This window comes from Delftia acidovorans SPH-1, assembly GCF_000018665.1.
GTDB classification, from domain to species: domain Bacteria; phylum Pseudomonadota; class Gammaproteobacteria; order Burkholderiales; family Burkholderiaceae_C; genus Comamonas; species Comamonas acidovorans.
In genome coordinates this window covers 5,086,839-5,112,836 of record NC_010002.1, presented here as the reverse complement: position 1 = coordinate 5,112,836, position 25,998 = coordinate 5,086,839, and the positions used below count along the sequence as shown (strand labels likewise).

Below are 25,998 nucleotides of genomic sequence, written 5' to 3'. Positions count from 1 at the left end.
ATCAAATCGGTGTCAAACCCTGCAGGCTTCACTTCTTGGCATGCAGGCCGCATTCCTTGGCCGCTTCATCCTCCCACCACCAGCGGCCGGCGCGGAAGTCCTCGCCCAGGCTGACCGCGCGCGTGCAGGGTGCGCAGCCGATGCTGGGATAGAACTGGTCGTGCAGCGGGTTGTAGTCCACACCATGGCTGGCGATGTAGTGCCAGACATCGCCCTGGGTCCAGTCGGTCAGCGGGTTGAACTTGGTCAGGCCCTTGGTCTCGACCTCGCTGCGGTCCACGGCGGGCACGTCGGCGCGGGCATTGGACTGCTCGCGGCGCAGGCCCGTGATCCAGGCGCTCTTGCCAGCCAGCGCGCGCGCCAGCGGCTCCATCTTGCGCACGCCGCAGCAGGCCTTGCGCAGCTCGATGCTGCGGTACATGGCGTCCTGGCCGTTGTCGCGGATGAAGTGGATCACCGATTCGAGCTGCGGCCGGTAGACCTTGACGCTCAGGCCGGGCAGCGACTGGGTGCGCTCCAGCAGGGCCAGGGTCTCGGTGTGAAGGGCGCCGGTGTCCAGCACGAAGACGGGGATGTCCAGACCCAGGCGGTGGATGATGTCGGTGATCACCACATCCTCGGCGCCCAGGCTGGAGGCCTGCGTCACGGCCTCGGCGCCCAGGGCTGCTGCCTCGCGCAGCAGGGCCTCGGTGGCGGCCAGCTTGTCGGCAAAGCCGTTGCTGGCACGGCCGTTGACCTCGGTGGCCTTGGCCGATGCCTGTCGCGACAGAAAGCTTTGCGCACCCATGTCAGGCCGCCTTGACGAAGTGGGGCTCGGGATGGACGGCATCACCCTGGTAGAAGCCGTGGAAGCGGTCCAGCTGGCGCTGGGCGTCGGCGATGTCCACGCCTTCGCGCAGCACGGCCACGTCGAAGCCGCAGCGCTGCATCTGCACCAGCTGGTCGATCAGCACGTCGCCGGTGGCGCGGATTTCGCCCTGGAAGCCCAGGCGCTTGCGCAGCAGGCGGGCCTGGCTGAAGGCGCGGCCATCGGTGAACTTGGGAAAGTTGAGGTCGATGCGCTGCACGCCGGTCAGATCCAGCGTGAAGGGATCGGCGTCATTGGCCGGGGCGATGATGGTCTGCTGGCCTTCGGCCGGGCTTTGGTGCTCTTGGGCGGCGATGATTTTCATGGGGATCTCCTGCGGCTCTCACCTGGGGTCAGGCGGCCGCCTCCTCGGTGTGCTTGGCGGGGTGGCGGGCGGCATTGCCGGCGGCCTTGAACGGGTCGATGCCCACGCGGCGCACGGTGGCGATGAAGGTCTCGAAACGGCCGCCTTCGCTTTGGCGCTGCTCGCGGTAGGTGGCCAGCAGGGCCTCGATCACGCCGGGCACTTCGGCGGCGCTGAACGAGGGGCCGATGATCTTGCCGGGCGTGGCCGGGCCGGACAGGTGGGAGCCGTCGGCGCCGCCCAGCGTGATCTGGTACCACTCCTTGCCGTCCTTGTCCACGCCCAGGATGCCGATGTGGCCGCTGTGGTGGTGGCCGCAGCTGTTGATGCAGCCGCTGATGTGCAGGTCGATCTCGCCCAGGTCCCACAGCTCGTCCAGGTCCTGGTAGCGCTCGGTGATGGCCTCGGCAATGGGCAGGGAGCGTGCATTGGCCAGCGAGCAGAAGTCGCCGCCGGGGCAGGCGATCATGTCGGTCAGCAGGCCGATGTTGGGCTTGGCCAGGCCCAGGGCCTTGGCTGCCTTGTACAGCTGGGGCAGCTGGTCGCGGCGCACCCAGGGCAGCAGCAGGTTCTGCTCGTGGGTGACGCGCATCTCGCCGGCCGAGAACTGGTCGGCCAGCGCGGCGGCGGCATCCATCTGGTCGGCCGTGGCGTCGCCGGGGGCGTAGCCCAGGCGCTTGAACGACAGCAGCACGGCGCGCAGTTGCGGGTGGCGGTGCGGGCGCACGTTGCTGATCAGCCAGCGGCCGAAGTCCTTGTCTTCCTCGGCGGCCGTGCGCAGCAGGGCCAGGGTCTCGGCCTCGGCATTGGCGGGCGACAGGTCCAGTTCGGGCTCGCGGAAATTGGCGGCCACGCGGTCGTACTCGGCTTGCGTGATGGTGTGGGGACCACCCTCGACCTCGACGATCTGGCGGAATTCCTCATCGACCTGGTCGATGAAATTCTGTCCTTCGGACTTCACGAGGATCTTGATGCGCGCCTTCCAGGCGTTGTCGCGGCGGCCGTAGCGGTTGTAGACGCGGATCACGGCTTCCAGGTAGTTCATCAGCTGGTTCCAGGGCAGGAACTCGCGCAGCACCGGGCTGATGGTGGGCGTGCGGCCCATGCCGCCGCCCACGCGCACCTTGAAGCCCAGCTCGCCAGCCTCGTTCTTGAGCAACTGCAGGCCCACGTCGTACCAGCCCAGCGCGGCGCGGTCTTCCTCGGCGCCGCTGATGGAGACCTTGAACTTGCGCGGCAGGAAGCTGAACTCGGGGTGCAGCGTGCTCCACTGGCGCAGGATTTCGGTGAAGGGGCGGGGGTCGGCGATCTCGTCGATGGCAATGCCCGCCAGCGCGTCGCTGTTGATGTTGCGGATGCAGTTGCCGCTGGTCTGGATGCCGTGCAGGTTGACGCTGGCCAGCAGGTCCATCACGTCGGCGGCCTTGGACAGCGGAATCCAGTTGTACTGGACGTTGGTGCGCGTGGTGAAGTGGCCGTAGCCGAACTTCAGGTCGGAGCCGATGCGGCGGCCGTCGTGCAGCGGGATGTCGCCCAGCCGGTCCTGGGTGGCGCGGGCCTCGGCCAGCAGGGCGGCGTCGGGCTGGTCGTACTCGCGGGCCACGCGGGCCAGCACGCGCAGCTGGGCGCTGGACAGTTCGCCGTAGGGCACGGCCACGCGCAGCATGGGCGCGTAGCGCTGCACATACCAGCCGTTTTGCAGGCGCAGGGGCTTGAACTCATCCTCCGAGAGCTTGCCGGCCTGCCAGCGTTCGAGCTGGTCACGGAACTGCTCGGCGCGCAGGCGGATGAACTGTTTGTCGAATTCGGTGTATTGGTACATGGCGCTTCGGATGTGGGGTCTTCGACTGCCGCCAGTGGCGGCGGTGCAGGGGTTCATTGCGTGGCACCGAGGCACTTGCGGGAAACGCACAGAACCCTGCATGGACGGAAATGTAAGCAATGGCCTTATAGAAGCAAACGATTGTTTTGTCCTGCAAGTATGTGGATATGGATATAAGTGAATGGCAGCAGGCTTTGTGGGGCCGGGCATGTCAAACGCATGAGCGGCCGATATGCTTTCTGGCCAGAGGGAGGATTTCAGAATGCGAAACCGTTGTGCCGCCATCGGGCTGGCCTTGGCATTGGCAACTGCTGCTCAGGCGCAGGCCCAGAAGCCGGCACCGCCGCAGTCCCCGTTGTCAGCAGCGCACACAGCTGACACGCCTGAACCCGACAAATCCGCACAGGAATCAGCCTGGGATGCGTATCTGCATCGCGTGGCGGCGCAGTTGGCTGGTTCCGGCAGTGGGCGCGATCTGGCCTTTGCGGCCATCCTGATCAATCTGTCGGTCCCACCCTTCCTACAAGAGGATGCCGACAGCCGAGCCCCGCAATGGCGCCAGGCCGCCTTGGAGCGAGCCGGGCAGGACGTGCTGGCCTACCAACTGCTGGCTGCCAGGGCGCCTGAACGTGAAGGCGAGTTGCGGTCGCAGGCTGCGCGCCGCTGGCTGGCGCTGGAACCCAGCAATCTCACTGCGCTGATGTGGCAGGCGCTGGGACCGCAGGAACTGCTGGTTGCAGCGCGCGAAAGCCGCTATGCGGACCTGCACATGTATGACGGCGTGCGCTGGATGCAGTCGGCGCTGCTGAAACACCCGCCCACGGCCGAGGAGTTGCAGGCGTTTGGAGGTGGGCAGCCCTACCGCCCTGAGGAAGGCGCTGCCATCACGGCCATGGGCATCTGGGCGGCCTTTGAACTGCCCGGCTACCGGACCTTGATCGATGCCTGCAAACCCGAAAGGCGGGGCGATGCCCCGTCGCGAGATGCCGACTGCCTGCATGTGGCGCACCTGATGACGGAACGCTCATCCACCGTGCTGGATGAGGCCTTTGGACTGGCGATACGGCGCTGGCTTGCCAGAACCCCGGCCGAGCGCGCTGCAGTGCAATCCCGGCGGCGCCAGCTGGACTGGCTGATGCACAAGTCCAACCCACTGAGCATGCAGGCGGGTGGCGATCCGTTTGTCCGGCTGTTGTCCGATCCCTCCATCCACAGCGAACAGCAACTGCTGGAGCGCATGCTCAAGGACGCAGGTCGCCCGCTGCAGCCCCCGCCTGGCTGGAGGCTGCCCGTTCCCAAGCACTAGATGCCACCGCGGCGCCTGTCCAGGTCTGCGGGCAGCCGCGCCGCCACCGCCGCCTCGCTCACCCCATAGAGCGCAGCCAGCGCGGCCGGTGTCGCCACCTGCGCCGCCGCACCGCAGGCCTGCAGGCCGCCGCGGCCCAGCAGGGCGATGCGGTCGGCCACCTGCAGCGCATGCTCGGGCTGGTGGGTGGACAGCAGCACGGCCATGCCGCGTGCACGCAGCGCGGCAATCTGGTCCAGCACGCGGATCTGGTTGCCGAAGTCCAGGCTGGCCGTGGGCTCGTCCATGACCAGCAGCGCGGGCTCCTGGGCCAGGGCGCGTGCGATCAGCACCAGCTGGCGCTCGCCGCCGCTCAGCTCGGTATAGGGGCGCAGCGCCAGATGGGCGATGCCCAACTGCTCCAGGCAGCCCAGCGCCAGGGCGCGGTCGGCACTTGAAGGCCGGGCCAGCGCAGGCAGGCGCGCGGCACGGCCCATGAGCACCATGTCCAGCGCTTCGAAGCCGAAGACGCCGGCCTGCGCCTGGGGCACATAGCCCACGCGCCGCGCAAACTCGGCACGCGGCCAGCTGTGCACGGGCTGGCCCTGCACGCGCACCTCTCCGGCCAGCGGCGCCAGCAGGCCCAGCACGGTGCGGAACAGCGTGGTCTTGCCGCAGCCGTTGGGGCCCAGCAGGCACAGCACCTCGCCTGCGGTGATGGCCAGGTCCAGCCCCTGGCTGACGTGCCGCCGCCCATGGCCCGTGGCCAGTGCGAGCGTCTGCAGCACGGGCGCCGTCGGCATTTCAGTCATTGCGGCCCGTGCGCGACAGCAGGTAGAGAAAGAAGGGCGCGCCGACCAGGGCCGTGAGAATGCCCAGCGGCAGCTCGATGCGCGCCGCGCTGCGCGCCAGGGTGTCGGCCGCAACCACGAAGCCCGCGCCCAGCAGCGCCGAGGCCGGCAGCAGGCGCACGAAATTGGGGCCAACCAGCAGGCGCGCCACATGCGGCACCACCAGCCCCACCCAGCCGACGATGCCGGCCAGCGACACGGCGGCCGCCGTGCCCAGCGTGGCACAGGCCACCAGCAGCAGGCGCAGGCGTGCCACGGGCACGCCCAGGGCCAGCGCCTCCTCGTCAGGCAGGCCCAGCAGGTTGATGCGCCAGCGCAGCAGCATCAGGGGCAGCAGGGCGCACAGCATCACGGGTGCCGTGGCACCCAGCTCGGGCAGGGTCACGGCGCTCAGGCCGCCCATGAGCCAGAAGGTGATGGATGGCAGCTGCGTATTGGGGTCGGCCAGCGTCTTGACCAAGGCGATGCCCGCGCCCAGCAGCGCGCCCAGCGCAATGCCGGCCAGCACCAGAACCAGCACGGGGTCATGGCGGCGCACGCTGGCGCTGATGGCCACCACCACGGCCACGGCGGCCAGCCCGCCGCCAAAGGCCAGGGCCTGCACGGCCGCCATGGACCAGCCCAGGAAGATGCCCAGCACCGCGCCCAGGCCGGCACCGGCCGAGACGCCCAGGATGTCGGGCGAGACCAGCGGGTTGCGGAACATGCCCTGGTAGGCCGCGCCTGCCGCCGCCAGCGTGGCGCCCACGGCCAGGCCTGCGGCGATGCGCGGCAGGCGGATGTTCCAGAGCACGGTCTCGGCGCTGGCCGACAAGGGCGAGGCAGTGCCCATTGCGCGCGCCAGCAGCGACTGCCACAGCTGCTGCGGCGCGATGGAGAACTGACCCGCTGCCAGTGCCCACAGCAGCACGGCGGCCAGCAAGGCCAGTGCGAGCACCCACCCCAGGCGGCGGCCTGTGGCAGGCATCAACGCGCAGTCTCCATCAGCCTGCCCAGCGCTGCGGGCGACAGGTCGGCGCCGTAGAACAGGCGGTAGAAGTCGCGCACCTCGCGTTCCAACGGCGGCAGTCCCTGCAGTGCCGGCGCCTGCGGGTGGAGCTTTTCCAGCAGCCAGCGCACGCCGATCAGCCGGTTGACGCCGGGCGGACCATCCAGCCAGCCGAAGGGCCAGACCGGCGCGCAGTGCACGCGGCCCGAGCGCACGGCGGCCACGCCGCGCCACAGCGGGTCCTGGCGCATGCGCTCGGCAAGGCCGGGTTCCTGCGTGACGATGACCTGCGGGTCCCAGGCCAGGATCTGCTCCATGGACACGCGCGTGAGCCCGCCACGCCCTGCATCCGTCGCCACATTGCGCCCGCCCGCATATTCGACGGCTTCCACATTGATGGAGCCCGCCAGCCCTGTTTCCAGCCCATTGGCGCTGCGTGCGAAGTACACGCGCGGGCGCTCGGCCGGTGCCATGCCCTGGGTGGCACGCTGCGCCAGCGCCGCCACGGCATCGGCATGGCGGGCCAGGGTTTCGCCACGTGCGGCCTCGCCCAGCAAGGCGCCGACCTCGCGCAACTGGCGTGCGTGGTCGGCCAGCGAGCCCTGGATCAGCACGCAGGGCAGGCCGGTCTGGCGCGCCAGCCGCTCGGTTGTCGAGATATAGGTGGCATCGGCCGTGCCGGCGTCCAGTACCAGGTCGGGCTGCAGCTTCAGCAGCGACTCCAGCGGCATGGTGCTGCCGCGCCCGGACAGGCGGCCCAGGTGCGGCAGTGCCTGCAGTGTGGGGCCCAGGTAGGAGCGCGAGACATCGTCCAGCTGCTGGGGCCAGCCCAGCAGCTTGTGCGGTGCCAGCGTGGCCACCAGCACGCCTGCGGGGGGGCCGGCAGCAAACACCCGGCGCAGTTTGGTCGCGTCCGGTATCTGGCCTATGCGCGCGGCAATGGTCGTGGTCTGGGCATGGCCGGGAACAAGAGCCGATGAGGCCAGCGCCGCCATGGCCTGGCCCAGCCAGCGGCGGCGGGTGAACAGAAGATCGGTCATGAAAATCAGGGGATGGGGCTGGCGCAGCCACGGCGCTCAAGCTGTGCCTGGCACCATTGCTCGATCTGCACCTCATCGGCTGCCAGCTCGGCATGCAGGCTGCCGGTGTACCTGCGCCAGTCTTCAAGATGGCGGGCCGCGACGGCCGTGAGCACGGGCGTGCCGGCCTCGACAAAGGCCGCGAATTCTGCGGCAAAGCCTTGCCTCGAGGCCTCGACGATGCCGAAGCGGTTGATCACCACCAGATCCACGCCATCGTCCAGCGCCTGGCGCAGCACGGCGCTGGCCTGGGCCAGGGCCTGGGGGTTGAGACTGCAGGCGCGCGAGGCGCAGCCCAGGTCCTGGGACAGCTCGAATTGGCGGTCACTGCGCAGGTCGAACAGCTGCATGCGCTTGTTGCCGTTGGCATAGCGGTCCTGGCGATGCACCAGCCCGCCCACGCGCCAGCCCGCGCCTTGCAGGCGGCGCGCCACGCGTTCGAGCAGCAGCTCCATTGCATGCTCGTCGTCGGGATGGACCAGGGCGGCCAGGGGCAGGGCGGCAGGTGAGTTCATGGCATGCGGTGCTTGTGGAATCCAGGCAGGTTTTTACTCCTGGCCGCCGCCGGTGTCGTTGACCAGGGGCATGCTGTCGCGTTCGAAGATCCAGGGACCTCCGGCAGCGGCATTGGCCAGCGCCAGTTCATGCTGGCCCGGTGCGGACAGCAGATGCTCGGCCAGGCGTTGCGCGCTGCGGCGCTGGCCAGCGTCGGCCGGATGGCGCGGCCCGGGCGTGAGCAGCACATAGGGCCGGCGCATCAGCGGGTCGCCGTGCAGCAGCAGCTCGATGCCGGGCGCGCCCATCTTGCCGAAATGCAGCGGGATATGGCCGACCACGGCATAGGCCTGGAGCTCGGCCGCCAACTGCAGCACGGCCTGGGGGCGCGGCCCGGTATCGGCGCGCAGCCAGCGGGCGTCCGGCCGTATGCCGGCGCGGCGCCACAGGCGCTGGACCACGGTATAGCTGCCGGGGTCGCGCAGCGCGATGAAGGGCGAGCCGCTGGCAACGATGCGGCGCATGGCCTCCACGCCATCGGCCGCGCCGCGCACGCGGGCCGGGTCGTGCGAAGGGCCGGCGAACACATGCTCGTTCCAGCCCCAGACCCGCGCGGCCGATGCCAGGCCGGCAGCCTCCAGCGACATGGCTTCGTCGCTGGCGTGGATCAGCAGCAGCTGGGCGCGGCCCTGGGCCATGGCGGGGATCACGCCCTCCTTGGGCGCGGCAACGGCGGTGCGCACGGACAGGCCCAGGCTGCGGCCCGCCGCGTCGGCCAGGCGCGGCCACACACCGCACAGCGACAGGCCGCCGACCACGGCCACGTCGACGCTGACAGCTTCTGCCGGCAGGCTGGCGCAGCCGCTCAGGGCGGCCAGCGCGGGCAGGGCGCCCAGCAGGCGGCGGCGATCGGGGTAGAGCGGTTCCATGGATTCAGGGCCAGTCCGTGCTTCAGAAGCGATAGCCCAGGTTGACATACCAGCTGCGGCCCGGCATGGGCAGGCCGTCATCGAACTGGTACCACTTGTCGCCGATATTGGCCACGCCAAAGTCCACGGTGATGTCGCTGCGCGGCTTGTAGCGTGCGCGCAGGTTGGCAATGCCGTAGCCGGGCAGTTTGAGCGTCTGCAGCTGGCCGCTGCCCGACAGCGGCACGTAGCGGCCCTTCTCGGTCTCGACCTCGGCATTGAATTCCCACTGTGCCAGCGGACGCCACTGGACACCGGCCAGCAGGCGGTGGCGCGGCGTGTTGGTCAGCGTGATGCTGGAGTCGCTGGTGTTGCGGCGGTTCAGGTAGGTGTAGCCGGCGTTCACGCCCCATTGCGCGGACAGTTGCTGGGCCAGGGACAGCTCCATGCCGATGTTGCGCGTGCGCCCCACGTTCTGCGCCTGGTTGCAGGTGGTGCCGCCGCATTCGGCCGAGGCCACGACCACGGTCTGGATCTGGTTGCGCACGCGGCTGTAGAACAGCGCGGCCTGGCCCTGGCCGCCCTGCCAGGGCGAGCCGCTGACGCCCAGCTCCAGGTGGTTGGCGGTCTCGGGCTGCAGGTCGGGGTTGGCCAGGGCCGTGCCCATGCGTGCCGAGTAGCGGTCCTTGATGGTGGGAAAGCGCGTCTTGTGCGAGGCGATGAAATACGCCTCGCTGCCACCGCCCAGCGCATAGCCGAGCTTGGCCACGCCATTGGTGGCGCTGGCGGAGCCCGTGGGCCACTGGTAGACCTCGCGCGCATCGCGCTGGTCGTGGCTGAGCGCCAGGTTCAGGCTCCAGCGTTCGGCCAGGGAGATCGTGTCCTCGACCACCAGCGAGCGCGTCACGTCGCGGTAGTGCTTGCTGGGGTCCTTGGCCGAGGCGGCATCGGTGTGCTCGTCGATCTTGTAGTGCGCGCCCAGGCGCAGCGCATGGCCCTTGAAGCTGTAGTTGGCCCACTCGATGCTGGCGCCCTGGCTCACGTCCTTGTAGCTGCTGGTGGGGTCATGGCGCGAGTAGCTCGCGTCCGTGTACATGTCCAGGCCATTTTGGTAGGTGTCGTGGTAGATACGCGTCTTGAGCAGGTTGTCGGCATTGATGCGCGTGGTGCTCAGAAAGTACACGCTGTCCTTGTCCCAATAGGGCCAGCGCCAGTAGCGGATGACGTTCTTGCCCGTGGCGCTGCCGCTATACACGGGGTTGCCCTTCTCGCCTTCCTGGCGCACATAGCCCAGCGCGTATTCGTCCGTGGCATTGGGCGTCAGGCCCAGCTTGAACGACAGCCGCTTGTCCGTGCGGTAGGCGTTGTCGCGGTAGTTGCCCGTGTCGGTGGGCTGCTTCTTGAAGTCCTTGAAGCCCTTGGGCAGCGGAAAACTGTCCGCGTCCAGGTAGGAGGCGCCAAGCTGGTAGTACCAGGTGCCCAGGTTGCCGCCCAGGTTCACGGCGGCCTTGCGTTCGCCGCCTGCGCCTGCGCCGATGCGTGCATCGCCCTCGAACGCTTTGACGGGCTTGCGCGTGACCAGGTTGATGGCGCCGCCCAGCGTATTGGGGCCATACATCAGCGATGCGCCGGCCTTGGCCACGCGGATCTCGGACAGGTCGAACGTGGTGAAGCGGCCGAAGTCCACATAGCCGTCATAGGGCACGTACAACGGCACGCCGTCCACGAAGACCGGCACCTGGCGCGGATCGAAGCCGCGCAGATAGATCATTTCCTCGTTGCGATTGTTGCGCGACAGCGTGGCGCCCGGCAGCAGGCGCACGGCGTCGGCCACGGTGTCGGCATTGCGCTGGCGCATCTCGGCGGCGTCCAGTCGCTGTTCATCGCCGGATATGGCCTGTGCTTCATCACGCGCACCGTGCACATCGACCGTGCCCAACTGGAAGGTCTGCGAAGCCGGTGCTGCAGGCGTACCCGATGGGGCCTCGACCTGGGCTTGCGCCTGCGTGCTGGCGGCCAGGCCTGCGAGCAGCAGGGCGTGTGTCAGCGTGGAGCGAAGGCGGAACGAGGGTGAGCAGAGGGCGGGTGAGGATGCGGGAGCGCAGGAGCGGGGCTGGCGGGTCACGGTTTCAGGTTCTTGTGTGGTTGAACACGGGGAGCGGCTGGTTGTTTCCTTTTGAAAACAGGTTCCGGATTCTAGCGATATGCACTTGAAAACATAACGAGTGACAAAAAACCGTCTGCGGGAAGACTCGGGTTTTCTTTCAGGCCGTTGTGTGAATGCCCGGCCGTTCAGCGGCCGGGCGGTTCAACGGCTCAGCGCCTGCGGCCCAGGCGCTCGCTGGCCAGGGCAGCCGCCAGCCTGGCGTCCAGGGGCAGCGGTTCGTCGTGCAGGCGTGCTGCCAGCAGCTCGCCGCACAGCAGCGACAGGGTGAGCCCGCGCGAGCCCATGGCCGTCAGCGCCCACAGGCCGGGAGCCTGATCGGACACCGGTCCGACCACGGGCAGCCGGTCTGGCGAGGCCACGCGCACGGCGCCCCAGGTGGCGCGCGGTGGCGCGTCGAAGAAGCCTTGCAGCCCCTGGTAGGCACGTGGCAGCAGCTGCGCCAGCTTGGCGCCATTGGCTGCATGGGCTGCGGCCTGGTCTTCGGGACTTGGCGGCAGCGCGGTCTGGTCGCGCTCGAAGGTCGATCCCATGACCCAGCCTGGCCCGGCCGCATCGCCAGGCAGCGGCATGGCAGGCACCAGGTTGCCATGGCCGTTGACGGGAAAGGGCGGCATGGCCTGTGCGCTGGCCGGGGTGTGCACATCCCAGCTGACCTGGCCGCGAATGGGCTGCAGCGGCCAGGCGGCCTGCGCACCCAGGCTGTGCTCCAGCAGCGCATTGGTTGCCGGGCCCAGTGCGAGAACGACCAGTTCAGCCTCGGCCAGCAGATTGCCCTGTGCATCCAGGGCCTGCCAGACGGGCGCGCCACCGGCTGTGTCGGTGCGTGCAAGACGCGCCACGCAGGCGCGGCCCTGCCAGCGCACGCCCGGCAGTGCCAGCTGCGCCTGCACCAGCCGCGCCGGGCGCACCCAGCCGGCCTGCACATGCCAGCAGGCCGGGGCGTCGGCGGGCAGGCCGGCCGCCGAGAGTTGATCGGCGCTGGCGGGCCGGCTCCAGTGGTCGCCCGGGCCGGGGGATTGCCAGTCGCGCGGCAGCCGCGGTGCGGCTTCCACGCCATGCTCCAGCACGCCGGTATCGCACCAGTCCGTGCCCGGTTGCAGCAGGCCCTGGCCGGAGAGCATTTGCAGCTGTGCCAGGGTCAGGCGTGCGCCATCGCGGCTCAGGCGGGACAGCAGGCTGTCATCGGGCGAGACATGGGGGCAGAACAGGCCCGCGGGCAGGGCCGAGGCGCCCGCTGCAGGCGCGTCGGCAGTATCCAGCACGGTGACCTGCCAGCCACGGCGCGACAGGCTGGCGGCAGCGGCCGCACCGGCGATGCCTGCACCCAGCACCATGCAGCGCCGTGGGGTGATGGCTTCCTGCGGCTGCGCACGCGGCCCGCGCGGTTGCCAGGCCGGGTCAAAGACGGCATGCAGGTTGTGGCGCTTGGGTGGGACGCCATCGACCTTGCGCACCTGAAAGCCGTGCTGGGCCAGGCCATCGCGCACCGTGCGCGCCACGCACCAGGTGGACAGCTGCGTACCGCGCCGGCAATGGCGCGCCAGCGCGCGCAGGGTGTCGGCGCTCCAGAGGTCGGGGTTGAGTTCCGGCGTGAAGCCGTCCAGGTAGATGCTGTCGGCAGTGATCTGCTGGCGCCGCAGCATGGCCTGGGCATCGCCGATGTACAGCGTCAGCAGCACGCGCCCCTGCTCGAAGGCGAGGCGGTGCACGCCGGGCAGCAGGCCCTGGAACCGGGTGGCCAGCTCTTCGGCCAGAAGGCGCAATCCTGGCTCGCGCGGCATGGCCTGGCGCATGGCGTCGGCACTGACGGGAAAGGCTTCGGCCGAGACGAAATGCAGCAGCCTCGGGCGCCGGGGATCGGCCTTCCAGGCTTCCCAGGCCACGAGGAAATTCAGCCCGAACCCGAAACCGGTCTCCAGGATGCGCCATTGCGGCGCATCGGCCCAGGCCGCCGGCAGACCGCAGCCGCCCAGAAAGACGTGGCGGGCCTGGTCCAGGCCGCCGAGTTCGCTGTGGTAGCGGTCGCCGAAGCGCGGGCTGTAGGGCGTGCCATCGGGCAGCCAGTCAATGGGTTCGGACATGGGCAAGGGGCAGAACTACTCCTCCCAGCGCTGCTGGTAGGAGAACACGGGCAGCCGCCACTTGAAGCGGATGGCGGCCAGGCGCAGCGTGAGTCCGCCGGCAAAGCAGACGACGGTGCTGAGGTTGGAGCCCACTTCCAGCGTGCGCAGCCCCAGGAACAGCAGGCACACGGCCAGCGACACGCTGGCGTACAGCTCGCGCCGGAAGACGACCGGCACCTGGTTGCACAGCACGTCGCGCAGAATGCCGCCGCTGATGCCGGTCAGCATGCCCGACATCACCACCACCACGGGCGGGTAGCCCAGCTCCAGCGCCACGTTGCAGCCGATCAGCGAGAAGGCGATCAGCCCCATGGCGTCCAGCAGCAGAAAGACCTGCTTGAGATGGTGCATGTGGCGCGCCACGACGATGGTCAGCAGCCCGGCCGAGATGACCAGGTAGACATATTCAGGGTGCTGCGTCCAGCCGATGGGGTAGTGGCCCAGCACCATGTCGCGGATGGTGCCGCCGCCCAGCGCGGTGACGAAGGCGATCACGGCCACGCCGAAGATGTCCATGTTGCGCCGGCCCGCCGCCAGCGCGCCCGACATGGCTTCGGCCGTGATGGCCACGAGGTAGATCACCAGCATGACGGTGAACTGCGATGCCTGGAACGATTCCAGCAGGGAGACGGATGGAAGCACGGAAAACCTCGGATGAAGACCGGCCCGCGCCGCAGGGTGTGCGGCCACTGCGCCGTCCAGCGCAAGAAGGCGGGCATTGTAGGCGGTCTCTGGGCGGCGGCCGTTTGCGGCACCGCAAATGAAACCGCCCCCGGCGCGGTGCGACGGGGGCGGTGAAAGGGCGCGAAGCGGCTCAGGCCGTAGGAGGCACGTAGCCGGCCGCCGCATCGGCGCCGCCGCCGAAGAAGTGGTTTTCCATCTGGCGGGCCAGGTACTGGCGGGCGCGTGCGTCGGCCAGGTTCAGGCGGTTTTCGTTGACCAGCATCGTCTGGTGCTTGAGCCAGTCGGCCCAGGCCTGCTTGCTCACGCCTTCAAAAATGCGCTTGCCCAGCTCGCCGGGGTAGGGCGGGAAGTCCAGGCCTTCAGCGTCAACGCCAAGCTTGATGCAGTGAACGGTACGTGCCATGGGGAATTGAGTCCTTGTCTTGTGGAGATTCAGATGTTTTGGGAATAACAAACTGAAATCTTATTGGTTTGAGTTTTAAGAGTTGGCTTTGAGAATGCTTTCCACGGCACCAGACCGTCGTCTCCACTCTCTACCGACACTCCAATGAAAATTCGCCGCCACTTTATCAAGTTTCCTGTCGCCGCCGGCCTGATCGCGGGCTTGACCCTGTCGGCTCTGCCGGCGTTGGCCCAGTCGGTGCAACTGCTCAATGTCTCCTACGATCCGACGCGCGAGCTGTACGTGGAATACAACCAGGCCTTCGCCAAGCACTGGAAGGCCAAGAGCGGCCAGGACGTGAGCGTCAAGCAGTCGCATGGCGGCTCGGGCAAGCAGGCGCGTTCCATCATCGACGGCATCGACGCCGACGTGGCCACGCTGGCGCTGGCCGGCGACATCGACGCCCTGGTCAAGAACGGCAACCTGCTCAAGGCCGACTGGCAAAAGCGCCTGCCGCACAACTCGGCGCCCTACAGCTCCACCATCGTCTTCCTGGTGAAGAAGGGCAATCCCAAGAACCTCAAGGACTGGGACGACCTGGTCAAGCCCGGCGTGCAGGTGATCACGCCCAACCCCAAGACCAGCGGCGGTGCGCGCTGGAACTACCTGGCCGCCTGGGAATTCGCCAAGCGCAAGTACGGCGGCGACGCACAGGCCAAGGACTTCATCGGCAAGCTGTTCAAGAACGTGCCCGTGCTGGACACCGGCGCGCGCGGCGCCACCATCACCTTCGTGCAGCGCGGCGTGGGCGATGTGCTGCTGGCCTGGGAGAACGAGGCCTTCCTGGCACTCAAGGAGTTCGGTCCCGACAAATTCCAGATCGTCGTGCCTTCGCTGTCCATCCTGGCCGAGCCTTCGGTGGCCGTGGTCGACAAGGTTGTGGACAAGAAGGGCACGCGCGCCGTGGCCGAGGAGTACCTGAAGTACCTGTACTCCGAGGAAGGCCAGCGCATCGCCGGCCGCAACTACTACCGTCCCACGGATGCCAAGGTCAAGGCCGAGTTCGCGGACAAGTTCCCCAAGCTGGAGCTGGTCACCATCGACCAGGCCTTTGGCGGCTGGGCCAAGGCCGACAAGGATCACTTTGCCGACGGCGGCAGCTTCGACCAGATCTACACCAAGAAGTGAGTGCGGCGCGCCGGCCCGGCCGGCGCCCACCCACTGAATTCACCCGCTGTCCCAGACCCCTGCCAACTCCCACGATCCGCCATGTCCATCTTGCTGACTTCCCGCCACTCTTTGCAGGCCCCGCGCCGCACGGCGCAGGCAGGCGTGCGGATGCACAAGGCAGGAGTGGCAGGCAAGGCATGCGTGGCAGGCGTGGTGGCATCCAGCTCTTTTCTTCGCTTCGAGACCGTGGCCTTCGCCAGCCGGCGATGTAGCACCTGACGACTCCGTGCGGCGCGTCTGCAGGCCTGGCCCTGCAGGCGGCCGCCCCTTGCTCCGCCTTCCCTTTTTTGTTTTCTGGCTGCATGCCGCGCGCATGCATGGGCAGCGCTTTGTCTGCGCCACGCACCACGCACCACTCTTCCAAGGATGTCCGTCATGGTCTCGTTTGATTCTTTCCCCCGACACACAGCCAACTGGCGCCGACGCCAACTGCTGGGCGCGGGCCTTGCCGCAGCAGTCGCCACGGTGGGCGGCCCGGCCCTGGCCCAGGACAAGGCGGGCGACCGCGTGCTGCGCGTGGGCCACCAAAAGGGCTGGCTGTCCATCCTGAAGAGCCGGGGCACGCTGGAAAAGCGGCTGGCGCCGCTGGGCGTATCCGTGCGCTGGATCGAGTTCAACGCCGGCCCCGTGCAGCTGGAGGCGCTGAACGTGGGCTCCATCGACTTCGGCGATGTGGGCGAGGCCCCGCCCATCTTTGCGCAGGCCGCAGGCGCGCCTTTGGTCTATGCGGGCGCCACCGTGCCGCGCCCCGGGCTGGAGGCGGTGATCGTGCCCAAGGATTCGCCCATTCGCAGCGTGCAGGACCTCAAGGGCAAGCGCGTGGCCTACAACAAGGGCTCGAACGTGCAGTACTTCCTGGTCAAGCTGCTGGAAAAGCACGGCCTGAAGTACGGCGATGTGCAGTCCGTCTTCCTGGCGCCGGCCGATGCGCGTGCCGCCTTCGAGCGCGGCTCCGTCGATGCCTGGCTGATCTGGGACCCCTTCCTGGCTGCTGCGCAAAAGACGCTGGACGCCCGCCTGCTGGCCGATGCCACGGGCGTGGTCAACAACCGCGCCTACTACTTCACCTCGCGCGATTTCGCCACGCGCAATGCCGATGTGCTGCGCATTGCCATCGAAGAGGTCGATGGGATTGACCGCTGGGCCTCGAAGAACCAGACGGCCGCTGCCGCCGAGCTGTCCAGCATCCTGGGCCTGGACAAGTCCATCACCGAGCTGTACCTGAGCCGCGCACGCTTCGGCACCTCGTCCGTGACACGCGAGATCCTGGCCGAGCAGCAGCAGATCGCCGACACCTTCTTCGAGCTCAAGCTCATCCCCCGCAAGCTCAACCTGCTGCATGCCGCGCCGGTGGACCTGATCGCGTCGCGCCCCTGAGCCCACTGCAAGGAGTCCGCACCATGAATGCCAATTCCAAGAAGCCCCGCCTGGACCGCGTGCGCCGCCAGGCCCTGCAACTGCTGGGCACCACCGCCTTCAGCTGGAGCCTGGCCGGCCAGTACGCACGCGCCGAGACGCCGGCCGCCGTGGCCGGGCCCGAGCAGTTGCGCATCGGCTATCAGAAGTCGGCCGTCAACCTGGTCATCCTCAAGCAGCAGGGCGTGCTGGAAAAGCGCTTTGCGGGCACCAAGGTCAGCTGGCTGGAGTTCCCGGCCGGCCCCCAGCTGCTGGAGGCCCTGGCCGCAGGCAGCCTGGATTTCGGCCTGACCGGCGATTCGCCCCCGGTCTTTGCCCAGGCCGCGGGCCGCGACCTGCTGTACGTGGGCGCCGAGCCGCCCAAGCCCGAGAGCTCGGCCATCCTCGTGCCATCGGACTCGCCGCTGCGCACCCTGGCCGATCTCAAGGGCCGGCGCGTGGCGCTGCAAAAAGGCTCCAGCGCCCATTACCTGCTGGTGCGCGCGCTGGACAAGGCGGGCCTGGCCTGGAACGAGATCCAGCCCGTGTACCTGGCCCCGGCCGATGCGCGCGCCGCCTTCGAACGCAAGAGCGTGGACGCCTGGGCCATCTGGGACCCGTTCTACGCGGCCACCGAGCTGGCGATTCGCCCGCGCGTGCTGGCCAATGGCGAAGGCCTGTCGGGCAACGCCTCGTTCTACCTGGCCGCGCGCGGACTGGTGGAGCGCCATCCGCAGGTGCTGCGCGCGCTGTTCGACGAGCTCACGCGCGCCGATCGCCTGGCCCAGAGCGCGCGCCAGGAGGCCGTGGCCCTGGTGGCCGGCTTCAGCGGCCTGGATGCGGCGGTGGTCAGCCGCTTCATTGCGCGCCGGCCCAGCTCCCCCGTGGGCCTGCTGGCTGCGCAGACCGTGGTGGACCAGCAGCGCGTGGCCGATGCATTTTTTCGGCTGGGCCTGATTCCGCGCCAGGTGCAGGTGGCCGACATCGTCTGGCGGCCCTCGGCGGCCGAGTACGCGCGGCTGGCCGAGCCTGCGGCGGCACGGCCTTCTTCCGCCCTTTGATTTCCTTCCTCGATTCCGTCCCCTGACTGGAGCAGCGCATGCAGGTTTTCTGGTTCATCCCCACCCACGGCGACAGCCGCTACCTCGGCACGGCCGAGGGCGCCCGCCCGCTCAGCCACGACTATGTCAAGCAGGTCGCCATCGCGGCCGACAGCCTGGGCTACGAGGGCGTGCTGATTCCCACGGGCCGCTCCTGCGAAGACCCCTGGGTCGTCGCCTCCAGCCTGATTCCGGTCACCAGGCGCCTGAAGTTCCTGGTCGCCGTGCGGCCCGGCCTGCACCAGCCCAGCCTGGCGGCGCGCATGGCGGCCTCGTTCGACCGCCTGTCGGGCGGGCGGCTGCTGATCAACCTGGTCACGGGCGGCGACCGCGCCGAGCTGGAGGGCGACGGCGTCTTCCTCGACCATGCGCAGCGCTACGAGCAATCGGCCGAGTTCATCCGCATCTGGCGCGAGATCCTTGAGCGCAGCCATGAGGGCGGCACGCTCGACTACGAAGGTGAACACCTCTCGGTCAAGGGCGCCAAGCTGTTGTTCCCGCCGCTGCAAAAGCCGTATCCGCCCGTGTACTTCGGCGGTTCGTCCGAAGCCGCGCACGACCTGGCCGCCGAGCAGGTCGATGCCTACCTGACCTGGGGCGAGCCCCCGGCCGAGGTGGCCAAAAAGATTGCCGATGTGCGCGAGAAGGCGGCGCGCCATGGCCGCAGCGTGAAGTTCGGCATCCGCCTGCACGTCATCGTGCGCGAGACCGAGGACGAGGCCTGGGCCGATGCCGATCGCCTGATCAGCCGCCTCAAGGACGAGACCGTGGTCCAGGCCCAGGCCGCCTTCGCGCGCATGGACTCGGAAGGCCAGCGCCGCATGGCCGCCCTGCATGCCGGCGGCAGCCGCCGCACGCGCGCCGAGCTGGAGATCAGCCCCAACCTCTGGGCCGGCGTGGGCCTGGTGCGCGGCGGCGCGGGCACGGCCCTGGTGGGCGATGCGCAGACCGTGGCCGACCGCATCAAGGAGTACGCGGACCTGGGCATAGACACCTTCGTGCTGTCCGGCTATCCGCACCTGGAAGAGGCCTACCGCTTTGCCGAGCTGGTCTTCCCGCTGCTGCCGCTGTCCGTGCGCGACAGGCTGGCTGGCGGCGTGGGCGGGCCGCTGGGCGAGACCGTTGCCAACCTGTACTCGCCGCGCGCGTCGCAAAGCTGAGGGAGTCACGCATGTCCGATGCACGTACCGTTACTGCGCTGCCGGCCTCCTCGGCCCCCCCGGCCGGCGATGCCTGGTCGCCGCTGCTGCGCTTTGCGGCCGGCGTGGGCCGCCGCCTGGTGCCCTGGCTGGTGCCGCTGGCGCTGATCGCCGTCTGGCAGGCCGCCTCGGCGTGGGGCTGGCTCTCCACGCGGGTGCTGCCCGCTCCGTTGGATGTGCTGCGCGCCGCGCAGGCGCTGGCCGAGTCGGGAGAGCTGCTCAAGCATGTGCAGGTGAGCGCGGGCCGCGCGCTGGGTGGCCTGGCCATCGGCGGCGGGCTGGGGTTGGCGCTGGGCCTGCTCACGGGCTCGCTGCGCTGGGCGGAGACGCTGCTGGACTCCACCATCCAGATGGTGCGCAACATCCCCGCGCTGGCGCTGATTCCGCTGGTCATCCTGTGGTTCGGCATCGACGAGAGCGCCAAGCTGTTCCTGATCAGCGTGTCGGTGTTCTTTCCCATCTACCTGAACACCTTCCACGGCATACGCAATGTGGATCCCGCGCTGATCGAGATGGGGCGCAGCTACGGCCTCACGCGCTGGCAGCTGTACCGCGAGGTCATCCTGCCGGGCGCGCTGTCCTCCATCCTCGTCGGCCTGCGTTTTTCGCTGGGCCTGATGTGGGTGATCCTCATCGTGGCCGAGACCATCTCGGCGCAGTCGGGCATCGGCTACCTGACCATGAACGCCCGCGAGTTCCTGCAGACCGACGTGGTGCTGGTCGGCATCCTGCTGTACGCCCTGCTGGGCAAGCTGGCCGACTGGTTTGCGCGTGCGCTGGAGCACTGGTGGCTGCGCTGGCATCCGGGCTACCAGCCCAAGTGACACAAGGAGCACGACATGAGCCGATGGAACCGCATGAAGACCACGCTGGCACAGGCCGTGGAGCTGAACACCACCGCGCCGGCGATGGCCTGGGAGGCCTCGTTCGATGCCGATGGCCTGGACGTCAGCGACCGCCTGGCCCAGAACGACGATGCGCCGCAGTCCGCATCCCCCCAATCCGCACCGCGCCGTGGCGTGCGCCTGCAGGCCGGCGGGCTGACCAAGCGCTACGGCCAGCGCGAGGTGCTGCACGAAGTGCAGCTGCAGGTGGAGCCTGGCGAATTCGTCGCCATCGTGGGCCGCAGCGGCTGCGGCAAGAGCACCTTGCTGCGCCTGGTGGCTGGGTTGGAGCAGGCCACGGCCGGCACCCTGCTGCTGGACGGCGAGCCCGCACGGGCCGTGCAGGGCGCGCAAGGCGGCACGCGCATCATGTTCCAGGACGCGCGCCTGCTGCCCTGGCGGCGTGTGCTGGCCAATGTGACGCTGGGCCTGCCCGCCTCGGCCCAGGAGCGTGGCCGCGAAGTGCTGGCCCAGGTCGGCCTGGCCGACCGCGAGGGCGAATGGCCGGCGCGCCTGTCCGGCGGCCAGCGCCAGCGCGTGGCCCTGGCGCGCGCCCTGGTGCATCGCCCGCAACTGCTGCTGCTGGACGAGCCGCTGGGCGCGCTCGATGCGCTCACCCGCATAGAGATGCACCGCCTGATCGAAGGCCTGTGGCAGCGCCACGGCTTCACGGCCTTGCTGGTCACGCACGATGTGCAGGAGGCCGTGGCCCTGGCCGACCGCGTGGTGCTGATCGAGGACGGCCGCATCGCGCTGGATGAACGCATCGCCCTGCCACGGCCGCGCGTGCACGGCAGCGTGGCGCTGGCGGCCATCGAGCAACGCATTCTCGACCGCGTGCTGCAAAAGCCCGCCGCCGAGCCCGAAGCCAATCCGCTGACCGACACCACGGCCTGGCCCGGCGTACCGGCCCATGGCCTGCGCTGGGCGGTCTGACTTTCCGTTTTCCCCAACCTTCCTTTGATTCCTTTTGATCCCCAGGAGAAAAACATGTCCATTCAAGCCATCAACGTGCGCAACCAGTTCAAGGGCCAGGTGCGCGAAATCATCCGAGGCGACGTTGTCTCCGAAGTCGATGTGCAAACGCCCTGGGGCGTGGTCACCTCGGTGATCACCACGCGCTCGGTGGACGAGCTGGGCCTGGTCGTGGGCTCCGATGTGGTGGCCCTGGTCAAGTCCACCGAAGTGTCCATTGCCAAGCTCTGAGGCCAGGCTCTGAAGGTACTGCCGATGCTCAACCGCCCCAGAGCATCGGCTTGTTGACCATGAGGTAGTAGGTCACGGCCATGGCAATGAAGGCCGGGTAGCCCAGCGCCTCCCAGCGCCGGGCGTAGACGGCATACAGCGCGGGAAGGGCGGCCTGCGCTGCGTGCGCGCCGCGCGCCATGGCGGCCATGCGCACCTGCAGCCAGACCACGGGCAGCCAGCAGGCGCCGGCCAGCAGGTACAGGCCCAGCGACAGTGCCAGCCACGGCGTGGTCAACGGCCAGCCCGCCATGTGGGCCAGGGCAATGCCGCTCACAGGCTGTATGACCACGCAGGGCGTGGTGAACCACCAGTCCGCACGCACCACCAGGCGGCTGACCACGGCCTGGGCAGCGACGCTGCCGCTGCGGTTGGCGAAGAACATGTAGAAGGCCGAGCCCAGGCCGGTGCCGACCAGCAGCACGCTGGACGCGATATGCAGCGTCTTGAGCAACAGGTAGAGATTCATGCGGACTCCTTCGGGGTGACAGGTGCCGACATCAGGTGCAGCAGCATGGCTGCGATCGGCAGGTTCTTGAGCAGCGGCCCCAGCGGATGCAGCCACAGCGTGGGCTGCAGCACCGTGGCCAGCACCGTCATTGCAGCCATCAGCAGCAAGGCCGCCAGATAGCTCTCCCGGCCCGGCCGCAGCCACAGCGCCAGGCCCACGGCCAGGTCGGCGAGCAGGCCGCTCCAGATCAGGAATGTCTGCCAGCGCGCATCGTGGATGCCGGCATCGGCCAGTACCTGCACGCTCAGGCCGCGGTGTTCGATGGCGCTGACCAGGGCCGTGCCCAGCCAGACGGCGATCAGGCTCAAGTGCATGGTGCGCTGTGAAGGGGGCACCTGGCGCAGGCGGTGTTCACCCATGGCGCAGCGTGGCCAGCAGCTGGGCGGGCGCAATGCCGGGCCGGCCCAGCAGGCCTTGCAATCCCGCCGGATCGGTGACGTTGTCGCTGGCCAGCATGGCCAGTGTCTCGCTGCACCACGGTGAGGCGCTGACCCAGTCGCCAGCGCGTGCGCTGGCGCGGGTGAGCCAGCCGGGCAGCGTGCCCACGCGGGCTGGAGCGCGGCCCATCTGCGCGCGCAGGCTGGCAATCAGCGCGGCCAGCGGCAAGGGCAGGGGGCCGCCGATCTCGATCATGCCCACGGGCTCGGGGCTCGTCACCAGGCCGGCCACGGCCTCGGCCAGGTCGCGCACGGCCACCGGCTGCACGCGGGCCTGCAGCACGGGGCGCGGCAGCAGCAGCGCTGGCAGGCGCGCCATGGACAGGAACATCTCGCTGCTGGCGCCGCCGGCGCCGAACACCACGCTGGGGCGGACCACGCAGCCCTGAAGATGGCCGGCTGCCGTGAGTGCCAGCAGGTGCTCGTCAGCGGTGCGCTTGGTGGTGGCGTAGCGCGTGGCACTGCCTTCTATGCCCAGGGCAGAGATCTGCACCACGCGCCGCACGCCGGCCGCCGCGCAGGCATCGAACAGGGCGATGGGGGCCTGGGCGTGCATGGCATCGATGGGCCGGGAGGCGCTGTCGCGCAGCACGCCCACGGCATTGACCACGGCATCCACGCCCGCCAGGTGCGGCAGCCAAGCCTCGGGCGTGGTGGCCTTGGCGTAGTCGAGCGCAGGCAGGGAATGGCGGCTGCGCGCCACGGGATCATGGCCGGCCAGGGCCAGCAGGTTGACGATATGGCGGCCGATGAAGCCGTTGCCGCCGCAGACCAGAATGCGCATGGTGACCTCCAGTTTCTCTTGTGACGGAAATTTCAGGCTCGGCGCCCGCGCTTGACGCGGGTGTCAGCGGCCTCGGAGCGCACGAAGCGCTGCACGCTGGCGCCCAGGCGCAGCAGCTTGTCCAGCGTGGAGGGCGACAGGCGCAGCATCTCGTCGGTCCAGATGCCCAGTGACTCCATGAGGCGCAGCGTCTCGTGCACGCGGTCCTGGGTGTCGGGGGATTCGGCATCGAAACCGGGCTCGGCGATCAGTTCTCGCAGCATCTCCGAGGTAGGGTCGAACTCGCGCTGCTTGCGCTCTCGCACGATGGTGCGCAGCAGCTCCCAGACATCGGACGAGGTCTCGAAGTAGTCGCGGCGGTCGCCGGGCCTGCGGCTGGTGCGGATCAACTCCCAGCCTTGCAGTTCCTTGAGGCTGTTGCTCACGTTGGAGCGAGCGGCGCCCAGCGTGTCGGCAATCTCTTCCGCGTTGAGCGGGCGGCCATGGAAGAACAGCAGGGCGTGGATCTGGGCGACCGTGCGGTTCACTCCCCAGGAGCTGCCCATGTCGCCCCAATGGTGGATGAAACGGTGTGCGATGGGACTCAGTTGCATGGCCTCAGTGTCTGCAGGCCTGAAATTTCTGTCAAGAGAGAAATTTGTGAAAGCTGAAAAATCAAAACCGGCTGCAGCGCGGAGGCGGCACCTGACGGGGCGCGGCATGTGCTGCTCCATAATGCTGGGCAGCCTGGCCTGCCACCCAGTACATACACAGGCGGGCCGCCGTTTTGAGGGGAACACCATGACTGCTGTGCAAAACCTGCGTGCCATCACCGTGCTGGCCGGCTGCGCGCTGGCGCAGGCCGCGTCTGCCGCCTGCTATTCCGTCTACACGCCCGAGCAGGAGCTGATCTACCGCTCCAACCGCCCGCCGGTGGACCTGACCTTGCCGCTGCACCAGACCGTGGACAAGATCGAGCGCGGTGCCACCATGGTGTTCACGCTGGACGAATTCAACTGCATCACCGAAATCAACCTGCTGGCCGAACGCGAGCAACTGGCCCGGGCGCGCCAGGAGCGGCAGCGGGACCTGGGCCGCAGCAGCACTCCGCGGTCCTGAGAGGCAAAAGCGAGTTGGGGGCTTTTTTGGGGAGCCGCCAACAGGGCAAGGGGAGAGCCTGAGACAATCGTGCCCCATGAGTGAACCCCGCGACAACAAGATCCCCGACAACCTGCCCGAAGCCGACATCGACGCCCCTGCACTGCCCGAAGGCTGGCTGCAGGTGTTGTCCATGGATATGGACGCCCAGGGCGTGGCCCGCAAGAGCGATGGCAAGGTGGTATTCATCGACGGCGCCCTGCCTACCGAACTGGTCAGCGCCAACACCCATCGCAAGAAAAACAACTGGGAAGCCGCCAGCCTGACGGCCATCCACCGCGAATCTTCCCAGCGCGTGCGCCCCGGCTGCCCGAATTTCGGTCTGCACGCCGGTGCCTGCGGCGGCTGCAAGATGCAGCATCTGCACGTGGGCGCCCAGGTGGCCATCAAGCAGCGCGTGCTGGAAGACAATCTCTGGCATCTGGCCAAGGTCAAGCCCGAGACGCTGCTGCGCCCCATCGAAGGTCCGTCCTGGGCCTACCGTTTCCGCTCGCGCCTTTCGGTGCGCTATGTGGCCAAGAAGGGCAAGGTGCTGGTGGGCTTTCACGAGCGCAAGAGCCGCTACATCGCCGACATGGAGACCTGCAAGATCCTGCCGCCCCATGTGGACGCCATGCTGCTGCCCATGCGCGCGCTGATCGCCTCCATGGATGCGCGCGAAACCTGCCCGCAGATCGAGGTTGCCTGCGGCGATTCCGTCACGGCCCTGGTGCTGCGCCATCTGGAGCCGCTGTCCGAGAACGACCAGGCCCGTCTGCGCGCTTTCGCAGTCGAGCACAACGTGCAGTGGTGGCTGCAGCCCAAGGGCCCGGACACCGTGCACCTCATGGAGCAGGGAGGCGCCCAGCTCGACTACGGCCTGCCCGATTTCGGCATCACCATGCCGTTCAAGCCCACGGACTTCACCCAGGTCAATCCGCACATCAACCGCGTGCTGGTCACGCGCGCGCTGCGCCTGCTGGATGTCAAGAAGGACGAGCGCGTGATCGACTGGTTCTGCGGTCTGGGCAACTTCACCCTTCCCCTGGCCACGCAGGCGCGCGAGGTGCTGGGCATCGAGGGCAGCGATACCCTGGTCAAGCGCTCCCATGAAAACTACGCGGCCAACAACGCACAGCGCGCAGAGGGCGACAAGCTCGCGCCCACGCGCTTTGTGGCGCGCAACCTGTTCGAGATGACGCCCGAGATGCTGTTCGCCGACGGCGTGGCCGGCAAGTGGCTGGTCGATCCGCCGCGCGAAGGCGCGTTTGCGCTGTCCAAGGCCCTGGCCGACATCCACCAGGCGCGCATCGGTGCCGAAGGCGCCGAGCCCCTGCCGGCAGGGCATGAGGCCTGGCGCTTTCCCGAGCGCATCGTCTATGTCAGCTGCAATCCCGCCACGCTGGCGCGCGATGCCGGCCTTCTGGTGCATCTGGCCGGCTATCGCTGTGTGTCGGCAGGCGTGGTCAACATGTTCCCCCACACGGCCCACGTGGAGAGCATGGCGGTGTTCGAGCGCTGCGCAGACTGACGGCCTGGCTGCCCGTGCCATGAAAAAAGCCGTGGAGCCCTCGGGCGGCCACGGCTTTTTGACGGGCGGATCCAGATCTCAAATCCGGATCTCAAAAGGGGTCAGCTGCGATTGCGGCCTGAGGTCGGCTCGGCAGGCGCCTCGTCCTTGTCGCTGCGGCGGCGGTCGCTCTGGCCCAGGACCGAAGGCGTGCCCTCCATCTTGTTGGCGCGCATGTATTCGTCCATATCCTTCCAGCCTGCAAACACCAGGGCCTTGGACGATTTGGGGTTGAGCGTGTAGCAATCCTCCAGTCCGCGCAGGGCATGGCGGCACGCCCCGCCGATGGCCTTGGCCTCGGCCTCCTTGGCGACGGTGCGGGGGTCCGGTCCCAGGCCCGGAATATCATCCAGCTTGCAGCCGGCGAGCAGCGTGGGCAGCAGCAGGATGGCGAAGGTGCGGGGAAGATTAGGCATGGTCATCTTGAGGAGATTATCGGCAGGCCCTGGAAGAAGTTGAGTCCGCTTTGCACAAATGATGATCCCGGACATGCAAAAGGCCTCCCGAAGGAGGCCTTTGGTGTGCGGCAGGG

At 68.5% G+C, this 25,998-nt stretch carries 27 protein-coding genes; 10 read left to right on the top strand and 17 right to left on the bottom strand.

Going from position 1 to position 25,998, the window contains the following annotated elements; translation table 11 throughout:
* Window positions 1-28: 28 nt before the first annotated feature.
* The 3 genes from DACI_RS23425 to DACI_RS23415 are packed head-to-tail and all read right to left on the bottom strand — an operon-like array spanning window position 29 to window position 3,033.
* Window positions 29-787, bottom strand: coding sequence for a phosphoadenylyl-sulfate reductase (locus tag DACI_RS23425; protein WP_012206453.1), 759 nt, complete (start codon window positions 785-787; stop codon window positions 29-31).
* A gap of 1 nt (window position 788) precedes the next feature.
* Window positions 789-1,172, bottom strand: coding sequence for a DUF934 domain-containing protein (locus DACI_RS23420; RefSeq protein WP_012206452.1), 384 nt, complete (start codon window positions 1,170-1,172; stop codon window positions 789-791).
* A gap of 28 nt (window positions 1,173-1,200) precedes the next feature.
* Window positions 1,201-3,033 carry a nitrite/sulfite reductase gene (locus tag DACI_RS23415; RefSeq protein WP_013801649.1) on the bottom strand — a complete coding sequence of 611 codons (1,833 nt, stop codon included), beginning with the start codon at window positions 3,031-3,033 and terminating at the stop codon, window positions 1,201-1,203.
* Window positions 3,034-3,295: 262 nt separating this feature from the next.
* On the opposite strand from DACI_RS23415, the gene DACI_RS23410 reads away from it, so the two are divergent.
* Entirely contained in the window at window positions 3,296-4,339 is a 1,044-nt protein-coding gene (locus tag DACI_RS23410) for a hypothetical protein (protein ID WP_012206450.1), read from the top strand.
* Here the strand turns inward: DACI_RS23410 and DACI_RS23405 are convergent.
* The 9 genes from DACI_RS23405 to DACI_RS23365 form a co-directional block, all read right to left on the bottom strand.
* The gene (locus DACI_RS23405) at window positions 4,336-5,121 is read right to left on the bottom strand and encodes an ABC transporter ATP-binding protein (RefSeq protein WP_012206449.1); all 786 of its coding nucleotides are present in this window, start codon (window positions 5,119-5,121) and stop codon (window positions 4,336-4,338) included. The genes DACI_RS23410 and DACI_RS23405 overlap by 4 nt on opposite strands.
* A gap of 1 nt (window position 5,122) precedes the next feature.
* Entirely contained in the window at window positions 5,123-6,136 is a 1,014-nt protein-coding gene (locus DACI_RS23400; protein ID WP_012206448.1) for a FecCD family ABC transporter permease, read from the bottom strand.
* Window positions 6,136-7,197 carry an iron ABC transporter substrate-binding protein gene (locus tag DACI_RS23395; protein ID WP_012206447.1) on the bottom strand — a complete coding sequence of 354 codons (1,062 nt, stop codon included), beginning with the start codon at window positions 7,195-7,197 and terminating at the stop codon, window positions 6,136-6,138. Before DACI_RS23395 ends, DACI_RS23400 begins: the two co-directional genes overlap by 1 nt.
* A gap of 5 nt (window positions 7,198-7,202) precedes the next feature.
* Entirely contained in the window at window positions 7,203-7,751 is a 549-nt protein-coding gene (locus tag DACI_RS23390; protein WP_012206446.1) for a DUF2478 domain-containing protein, read from the bottom strand.
* A gap of 33 nt (window positions 7,752-7,784) precedes the next feature.
* The gene (locus tag DACI_RS23385) at window positions 7,785-8,660 is read right to left on the bottom strand and encodes a tungsten ABC transporter permease (RefSeq protein ID WP_012206445.1); all 876 of its coding nucleotides are present in this window, start codon (window positions 8,658-8,660) and stop codon (window positions 7,785-7,787) included.
* Between the two features lie 22 nt (window positions 8,661-8,682).
* Window positions 8,683-10,764, bottom strand: a complete 2,082-nt coding sequence (locus tag DACI_RS23380) for a TonB-dependent receptor plug domain-containing protein (protein ID WP_012206444.1) — start codon at window positions 10,762-10,764, stop codon at window positions 8,683-8,685.
* 191 nt (window positions 10,765-10,955) lie between these two features.
* On the bottom strand, window positions 10,956-12,887 hold the full coding sequence (gene mnmC, locus DACI_RS23375) for an FAD-dependent 5-carboxymethylaminomethyl-2-thiouridine(34) oxidoreductase MnmC (protein ID WP_043782366.1): 1,932 nt from the start codon (window positions 12,885-12,887) through the stop codon (window positions 10,956-10,958).
* Between the two features lie 15 nt (window positions 12,888-12,902).
* Complete coding sequence (locus DACI_RS23370; RefSeq protein WP_012206442.1) at window positions 12,903-13,571, bottom strand: trimeric intracellular cation channel family protein; 669 nt, start codon at window positions 13,569-13,571, stop codon at window positions 12,903-12,905.
* A 172-nt stretch (window positions 13,572-13,743) separates the two neighbouring features.
* Entirely contained in the window at window positions 13,744-14,016 is a 273-nt protein-coding gene (locus DACI_RS23365) for an oxidative damage protection protein (protein ID WP_012206441.1), read from the bottom strand.
* Window positions 14,017-14,160: 144 nt separating this feature from the next.
* Between DACI_RS23365 and DACI_RS23360 the strand changes: the two genes are divergently transcribed.
* From DACI_RS23360 to DACI_RS23325, 7 genes are all read left to right on the top strand, one after another.
* Window positions 14,161-15,183: a sulfate ABC transporter substrate-binding protein gene (locus DACI_RS23360; RefSeq protein ID WP_012206440.1), complete on the top strand. Its 1,023-nt coding sequence runs from the start codon at window positions 14,161-14,163 to the stop codon at window positions 15,181-15,183.
* A gap of 417 nt (window positions 15,184-15,600) precedes the next feature.
* Window positions 15,601-16,602 (top strand): sulfonate ABC transporter substrate-binding protein, encoded by a 1,002-nt coding sequence (locus tag DACI_RS23350; protein WP_016448337.1) that lies wholly within the window; start codon window positions 15,601-15,603, stop codon window positions 16,600-16,602.
* 23 nt (window positions 16,603-16,625) lie between these two features.
* The gene (locus DACI_RS23345; protein ID WP_012206438.1) at window positions 16,626-17,681 is read left to right on the top strand and encodes an aliphatic sulfonate ABC transporter substrate-binding protein; all 1,056 of its coding nucleotides are present in this window, start codon (window positions 16,626-16,628) and stop codon (window positions 17,679-17,681) included.
* Window positions 17,682-17,719: 38 nt separating this feature from the next.
* Window positions 17,720-18,880, top strand: a complete 1,161-nt coding sequence (ssuD, locus tag DACI_RS23340) for an FMNH2-dependent alkanesulfonate monooxygenase (protein ID WP_012206437.1) — start codon at window positions 17,720-17,722, stop codon at window positions 18,878-18,880.
* Window positions 18,881-18,891: 11 nt separating this feature from the next.
* Window positions 18,892-19,743 (top strand): aliphatic sulfonate ABC transporter permease SsuC, encoded by an 852-nt coding sequence (gene ssuC / locus DACI_RS23335; RefSeq protein ID WP_012206436.1) that lies wholly within the window; start codon window positions 18,892-18,894, stop codon window positions 19,741-19,743.
* A 15-nt stretch (window positions 19,744-19,758) separates the two neighbouring features.
* A complete protein-coding gene (locus DACI_RS23330; protein WP_012206435.1) occupies window positions 19,759-20,739 on the top strand; it encodes an ATP-binding cassette domain-containing protein in 981 nt (326 codons plus the stop codon).
* A 54-nt stretch (window positions 20,740-20,793) separates the two neighbouring features.
* Window positions 20,794-21,009, top strand: a complete 216-nt coding sequence (locus DACI_RS23325) for a TOBE domain-containing protein (RefSeq protein WP_012206434.1) — start codon at window positions 20,794-20,796, stop codon at window positions 21,007-21,009.
* Between the two features lie 28 nt (window positions 21,010-21,037).
* Here DACI_RS23325 and DACI_RS23320 read toward each other — a convergent pair whose 3' ends face one another.
* From DACI_RS23320 to DACI_RS23305, 4 genes are read right to left on the bottom strand one after another with little or no spacing between them, the layout of a single operon-like run.
* The gene (locus DACI_RS23320) at window positions 21,038-21,517 is read right to left on the bottom strand and encodes a DUF2269 family protein (protein ID WP_012206433.1); all 480 of its coding nucleotides are present in this window, start codon (window positions 21,515-21,517) and stop codon (window positions 21,038-21,040) included.
* On the bottom strand, window positions 21,514-21,918 hold the full coding sequence (locus DACI_RS23315) for a DoxX-like family protein (protein WP_012206432.1): 405 nt from the start codon (window positions 21,916-21,918) through the stop codon (window positions 21,514-21,516). The genes DACI_RS23320 and DACI_RS23315 overlap by 4 nt, the downstream gene beginning before the upstream one ends.
* Window positions 21,911-22,780 carry an NAD-dependent epimerase/dehydratase family protein gene (locus DACI_RS23310; protein WP_012206431.1) on the bottom strand — a complete coding sequence of 290 codons (870 nt, stop codon included), beginning with the start codon at window positions 22,778-22,780 and terminating at the stop codon, window positions 21,911-21,913. Before DACI_RS23310 ends, DACI_RS23315 begins: the two co-directional genes overlap by 8 nt.
* A 32-nt stretch (window positions 22,781-22,812) precedes the next feature.
* Window positions 22,813-23,373, bottom strand: coding sequence for a GbsR/MarR family transcriptional regulator (locus tag DACI_RS23305; protein ID WP_012206430.1), 561 nt, complete (start codon window positions 23,371-23,373; stop codon window positions 22,813-22,815).
* Between the two features lie 187 nt (window positions 23,374-23,560).
* Between DACI_RS23305 and DACI_RS23300 the strand changes: the two genes are divergently transcribed.
* Together DACI_RS23300 and rlmD are read left to right on the top strand one after the other, a co-directional pair.
* Entirely contained in the window at window positions 23,561-23,878 is a 318-nt protein-coding gene (locus tag DACI_RS23300; RefSeq protein ID WP_012206429.1) for a hypothetical protein, read from the top strand.
* Between the two features lie 76 nt (window positions 23,879-23,954).
* A complete protein-coding gene (gene rlmD / locus DACI_RS23295; RefSeq protein ID WP_012206428.1) occupies window positions 23,955-25,427 on the top strand; it encodes a 23S rRNA (uracil(1939)-C(5))-methyltransferase RlmD in 1,473 nt (490 codons plus the stop codon).
* Window positions 25,428-25,528: 101 nt separating this feature from the next.
* Here rlmD and DACI_RS23290 read toward each other — a convergent pair whose 3' ends face one another.
* On the bottom strand, window positions 25,529-25,957 hold the full coding sequence (locus DACI_RS23290) for a hypothetical protein (RefSeq protein WP_012206427.1): 429 nt from the start codon (window positions 25,955-25,957) through the stop codon (window positions 25,529-25,531).
* Window positions 25,958-25,998 lie beyond the last annotated feature (41 nt).

Coding starts and splice junctions, on each gene's coding strand:
- DACI_RS23425 (WP_012206453.1), bottom strand. CDS start 787: ATGGGTGCGCAAAGCTTTCTGTCGCGACAGGCATCGGCCAAGGCCACC.
- DACI_RS23420 (WP_012206452.1), bottom strand. CDS start 1,172: ATGAAAATCATCGCCGCCCAAGAGCACCAAAGCCCGGCCGAAGGCCAG.
- DACI_RS23415 (WP_013801649.1), bottom strand. CDS start 3,033: ATGTACCAATACACCGAATTCGACAAACAGTTCATCCGCCTGCGCGCC.
- DACI_RS23410 (WP_012206450.1), top strand. CDS start 3,296: ATGCGAAACCGTTGTGCCGCCATCGGGCTGGCCTTGGCATTGGCAACT.
- DACI_RS23405 (WP_012206449.1), bottom strand. CDS start 5,121: ATGCCGACGGCGCCCGTGCTGCAGACGCTCGCACTGGCCACGGGCCAT.
- DACI_RS23400 (WP_012206448.1), bottom strand. CDS start 6,136: ATGCCTGCCACAGGCCGCCGCCTGGGGTGGGTGCTCGCACTGGCCTTG.
- DACI_RS23395 (WP_012206447.1), bottom strand. CDS start 7,197: ATGACCGATCTTCTGTTCACCCGCCGCCGCTGGCTGGGCCAGGCCATG.
- DACI_RS23390 (WP_012206446.1), bottom strand. CDS start 7,751: ATGAACTCACCTGCCGCCCTGCCCCTGGCCGCCCTGGTCCATCCCGAC.
- DACI_RS23385 (WP_012206445.1), bottom strand. CDS start 8,660: ATGGAACCGCTCTACCCCGATCGCCGCCGCCTGCTGGGCGCCCTGCCC.
- mnmC (WP_043782366.1), bottom strand. CDS start 12,887: ATGTCCGAACCCATTGACTGGCTGCCCGATGGCACGCCCTACAGCCCG.
- DACI_RS23365 (WP_012206441.1), bottom strand. CDS start 14,016: ATGGCACGTACCGTTCACTGCATCAAGCTTGGCGTTGACGCTGAAGGC.
- DACI_RS23360 (WP_012206440.1), top strand. CDS start 14,161: ATGAAAATTCGCCGCCACTTTATCAAGTTTCCTGTCGCCGCCGGCCTG.
- DACI_RS23350 (WP_016448337.1), top strand. CDS start 15,601: ATGGTCTCGTTTGATTCTTTCCCCCGACACACAGCCAACTGGCGCCGA.
- DACI_RS23345 (WP_012206438.1), top strand. CDS start 16,626: ATGAATGCCAATTCCAAGAAGCCCCGCCTGGACCGCGTGCGCCGCCAG.
- ssuD (WP_012206437.1), top strand. CDS start 17,720: ATGCAGGTTTTCTGGTTCATCCCCACCCACGGCGACAGCCGCTACCTC.
- ssuC (WP_012206436.1), top strand. CDS start 18,892: ATGTCCGATGCACGTACCGTTACTGCGCTGCCGGCCTCCTCGGCCCCC.
- DACI_RS23330 (WP_012206435.1), top strand. CDS start 19,759: ATGAGCCGATGGAACCGCATGAAGACCACGCTGGCACAGGCCGTGGAG.
- DACI_RS23325 (WP_012206434.1), top strand. CDS start 20,794: ATGTCCATTCAAGCCATCAACGTGCGCAACCAGTTCAAGGGCCAGGTG.
- DACI_RS23320 (WP_012206433.1), bottom strand. CDS start 21,517: ATGAATCTCTACCTGTTGCTCAAGACGCTGCATATCGCGTCCAGCGTG.
- DACI_RS23315 (WP_012206432.1), bottom strand. CDS start 21,918: ATGGGTGAACACCGCCTGCGCCAGGTGCCCCCTTCACAGCGCACCATG.
- DACI_RS23310 (WP_012206431.1), bottom strand. CDS start 22,780: ATGCGCATTCTGGTCTGCGGCGGCAACGGCTTCATCGGCCGCCATATC.
- DACI_RS23305 (WP_012206430.1), bottom strand. CDS start 23,373: ATGCAACTGAGTCCCATCGCACACCGTTTCATCCACCATTGGGGCGAC.
- DACI_RS23300 (WP_012206429.1), top strand. CDS start 23,561: ATGACTGCTGTGCAAAACCTGCGTGCCATCACCGTGCTGGCCGGCTGC.
- rlmD (WP_012206428.1), top strand. CDS start 23,955: ATGAGTGAACCCCGCGACAACAAGATCCCCGACAACCTGCCCGAAGCC.
- DACI_RS23290 (WP_012206427.1), bottom strand. CDS start 25,957: ATGTCCGGGATCATCATTTGTGCAAAGCGGACTCAACTTCTTCCAGGG.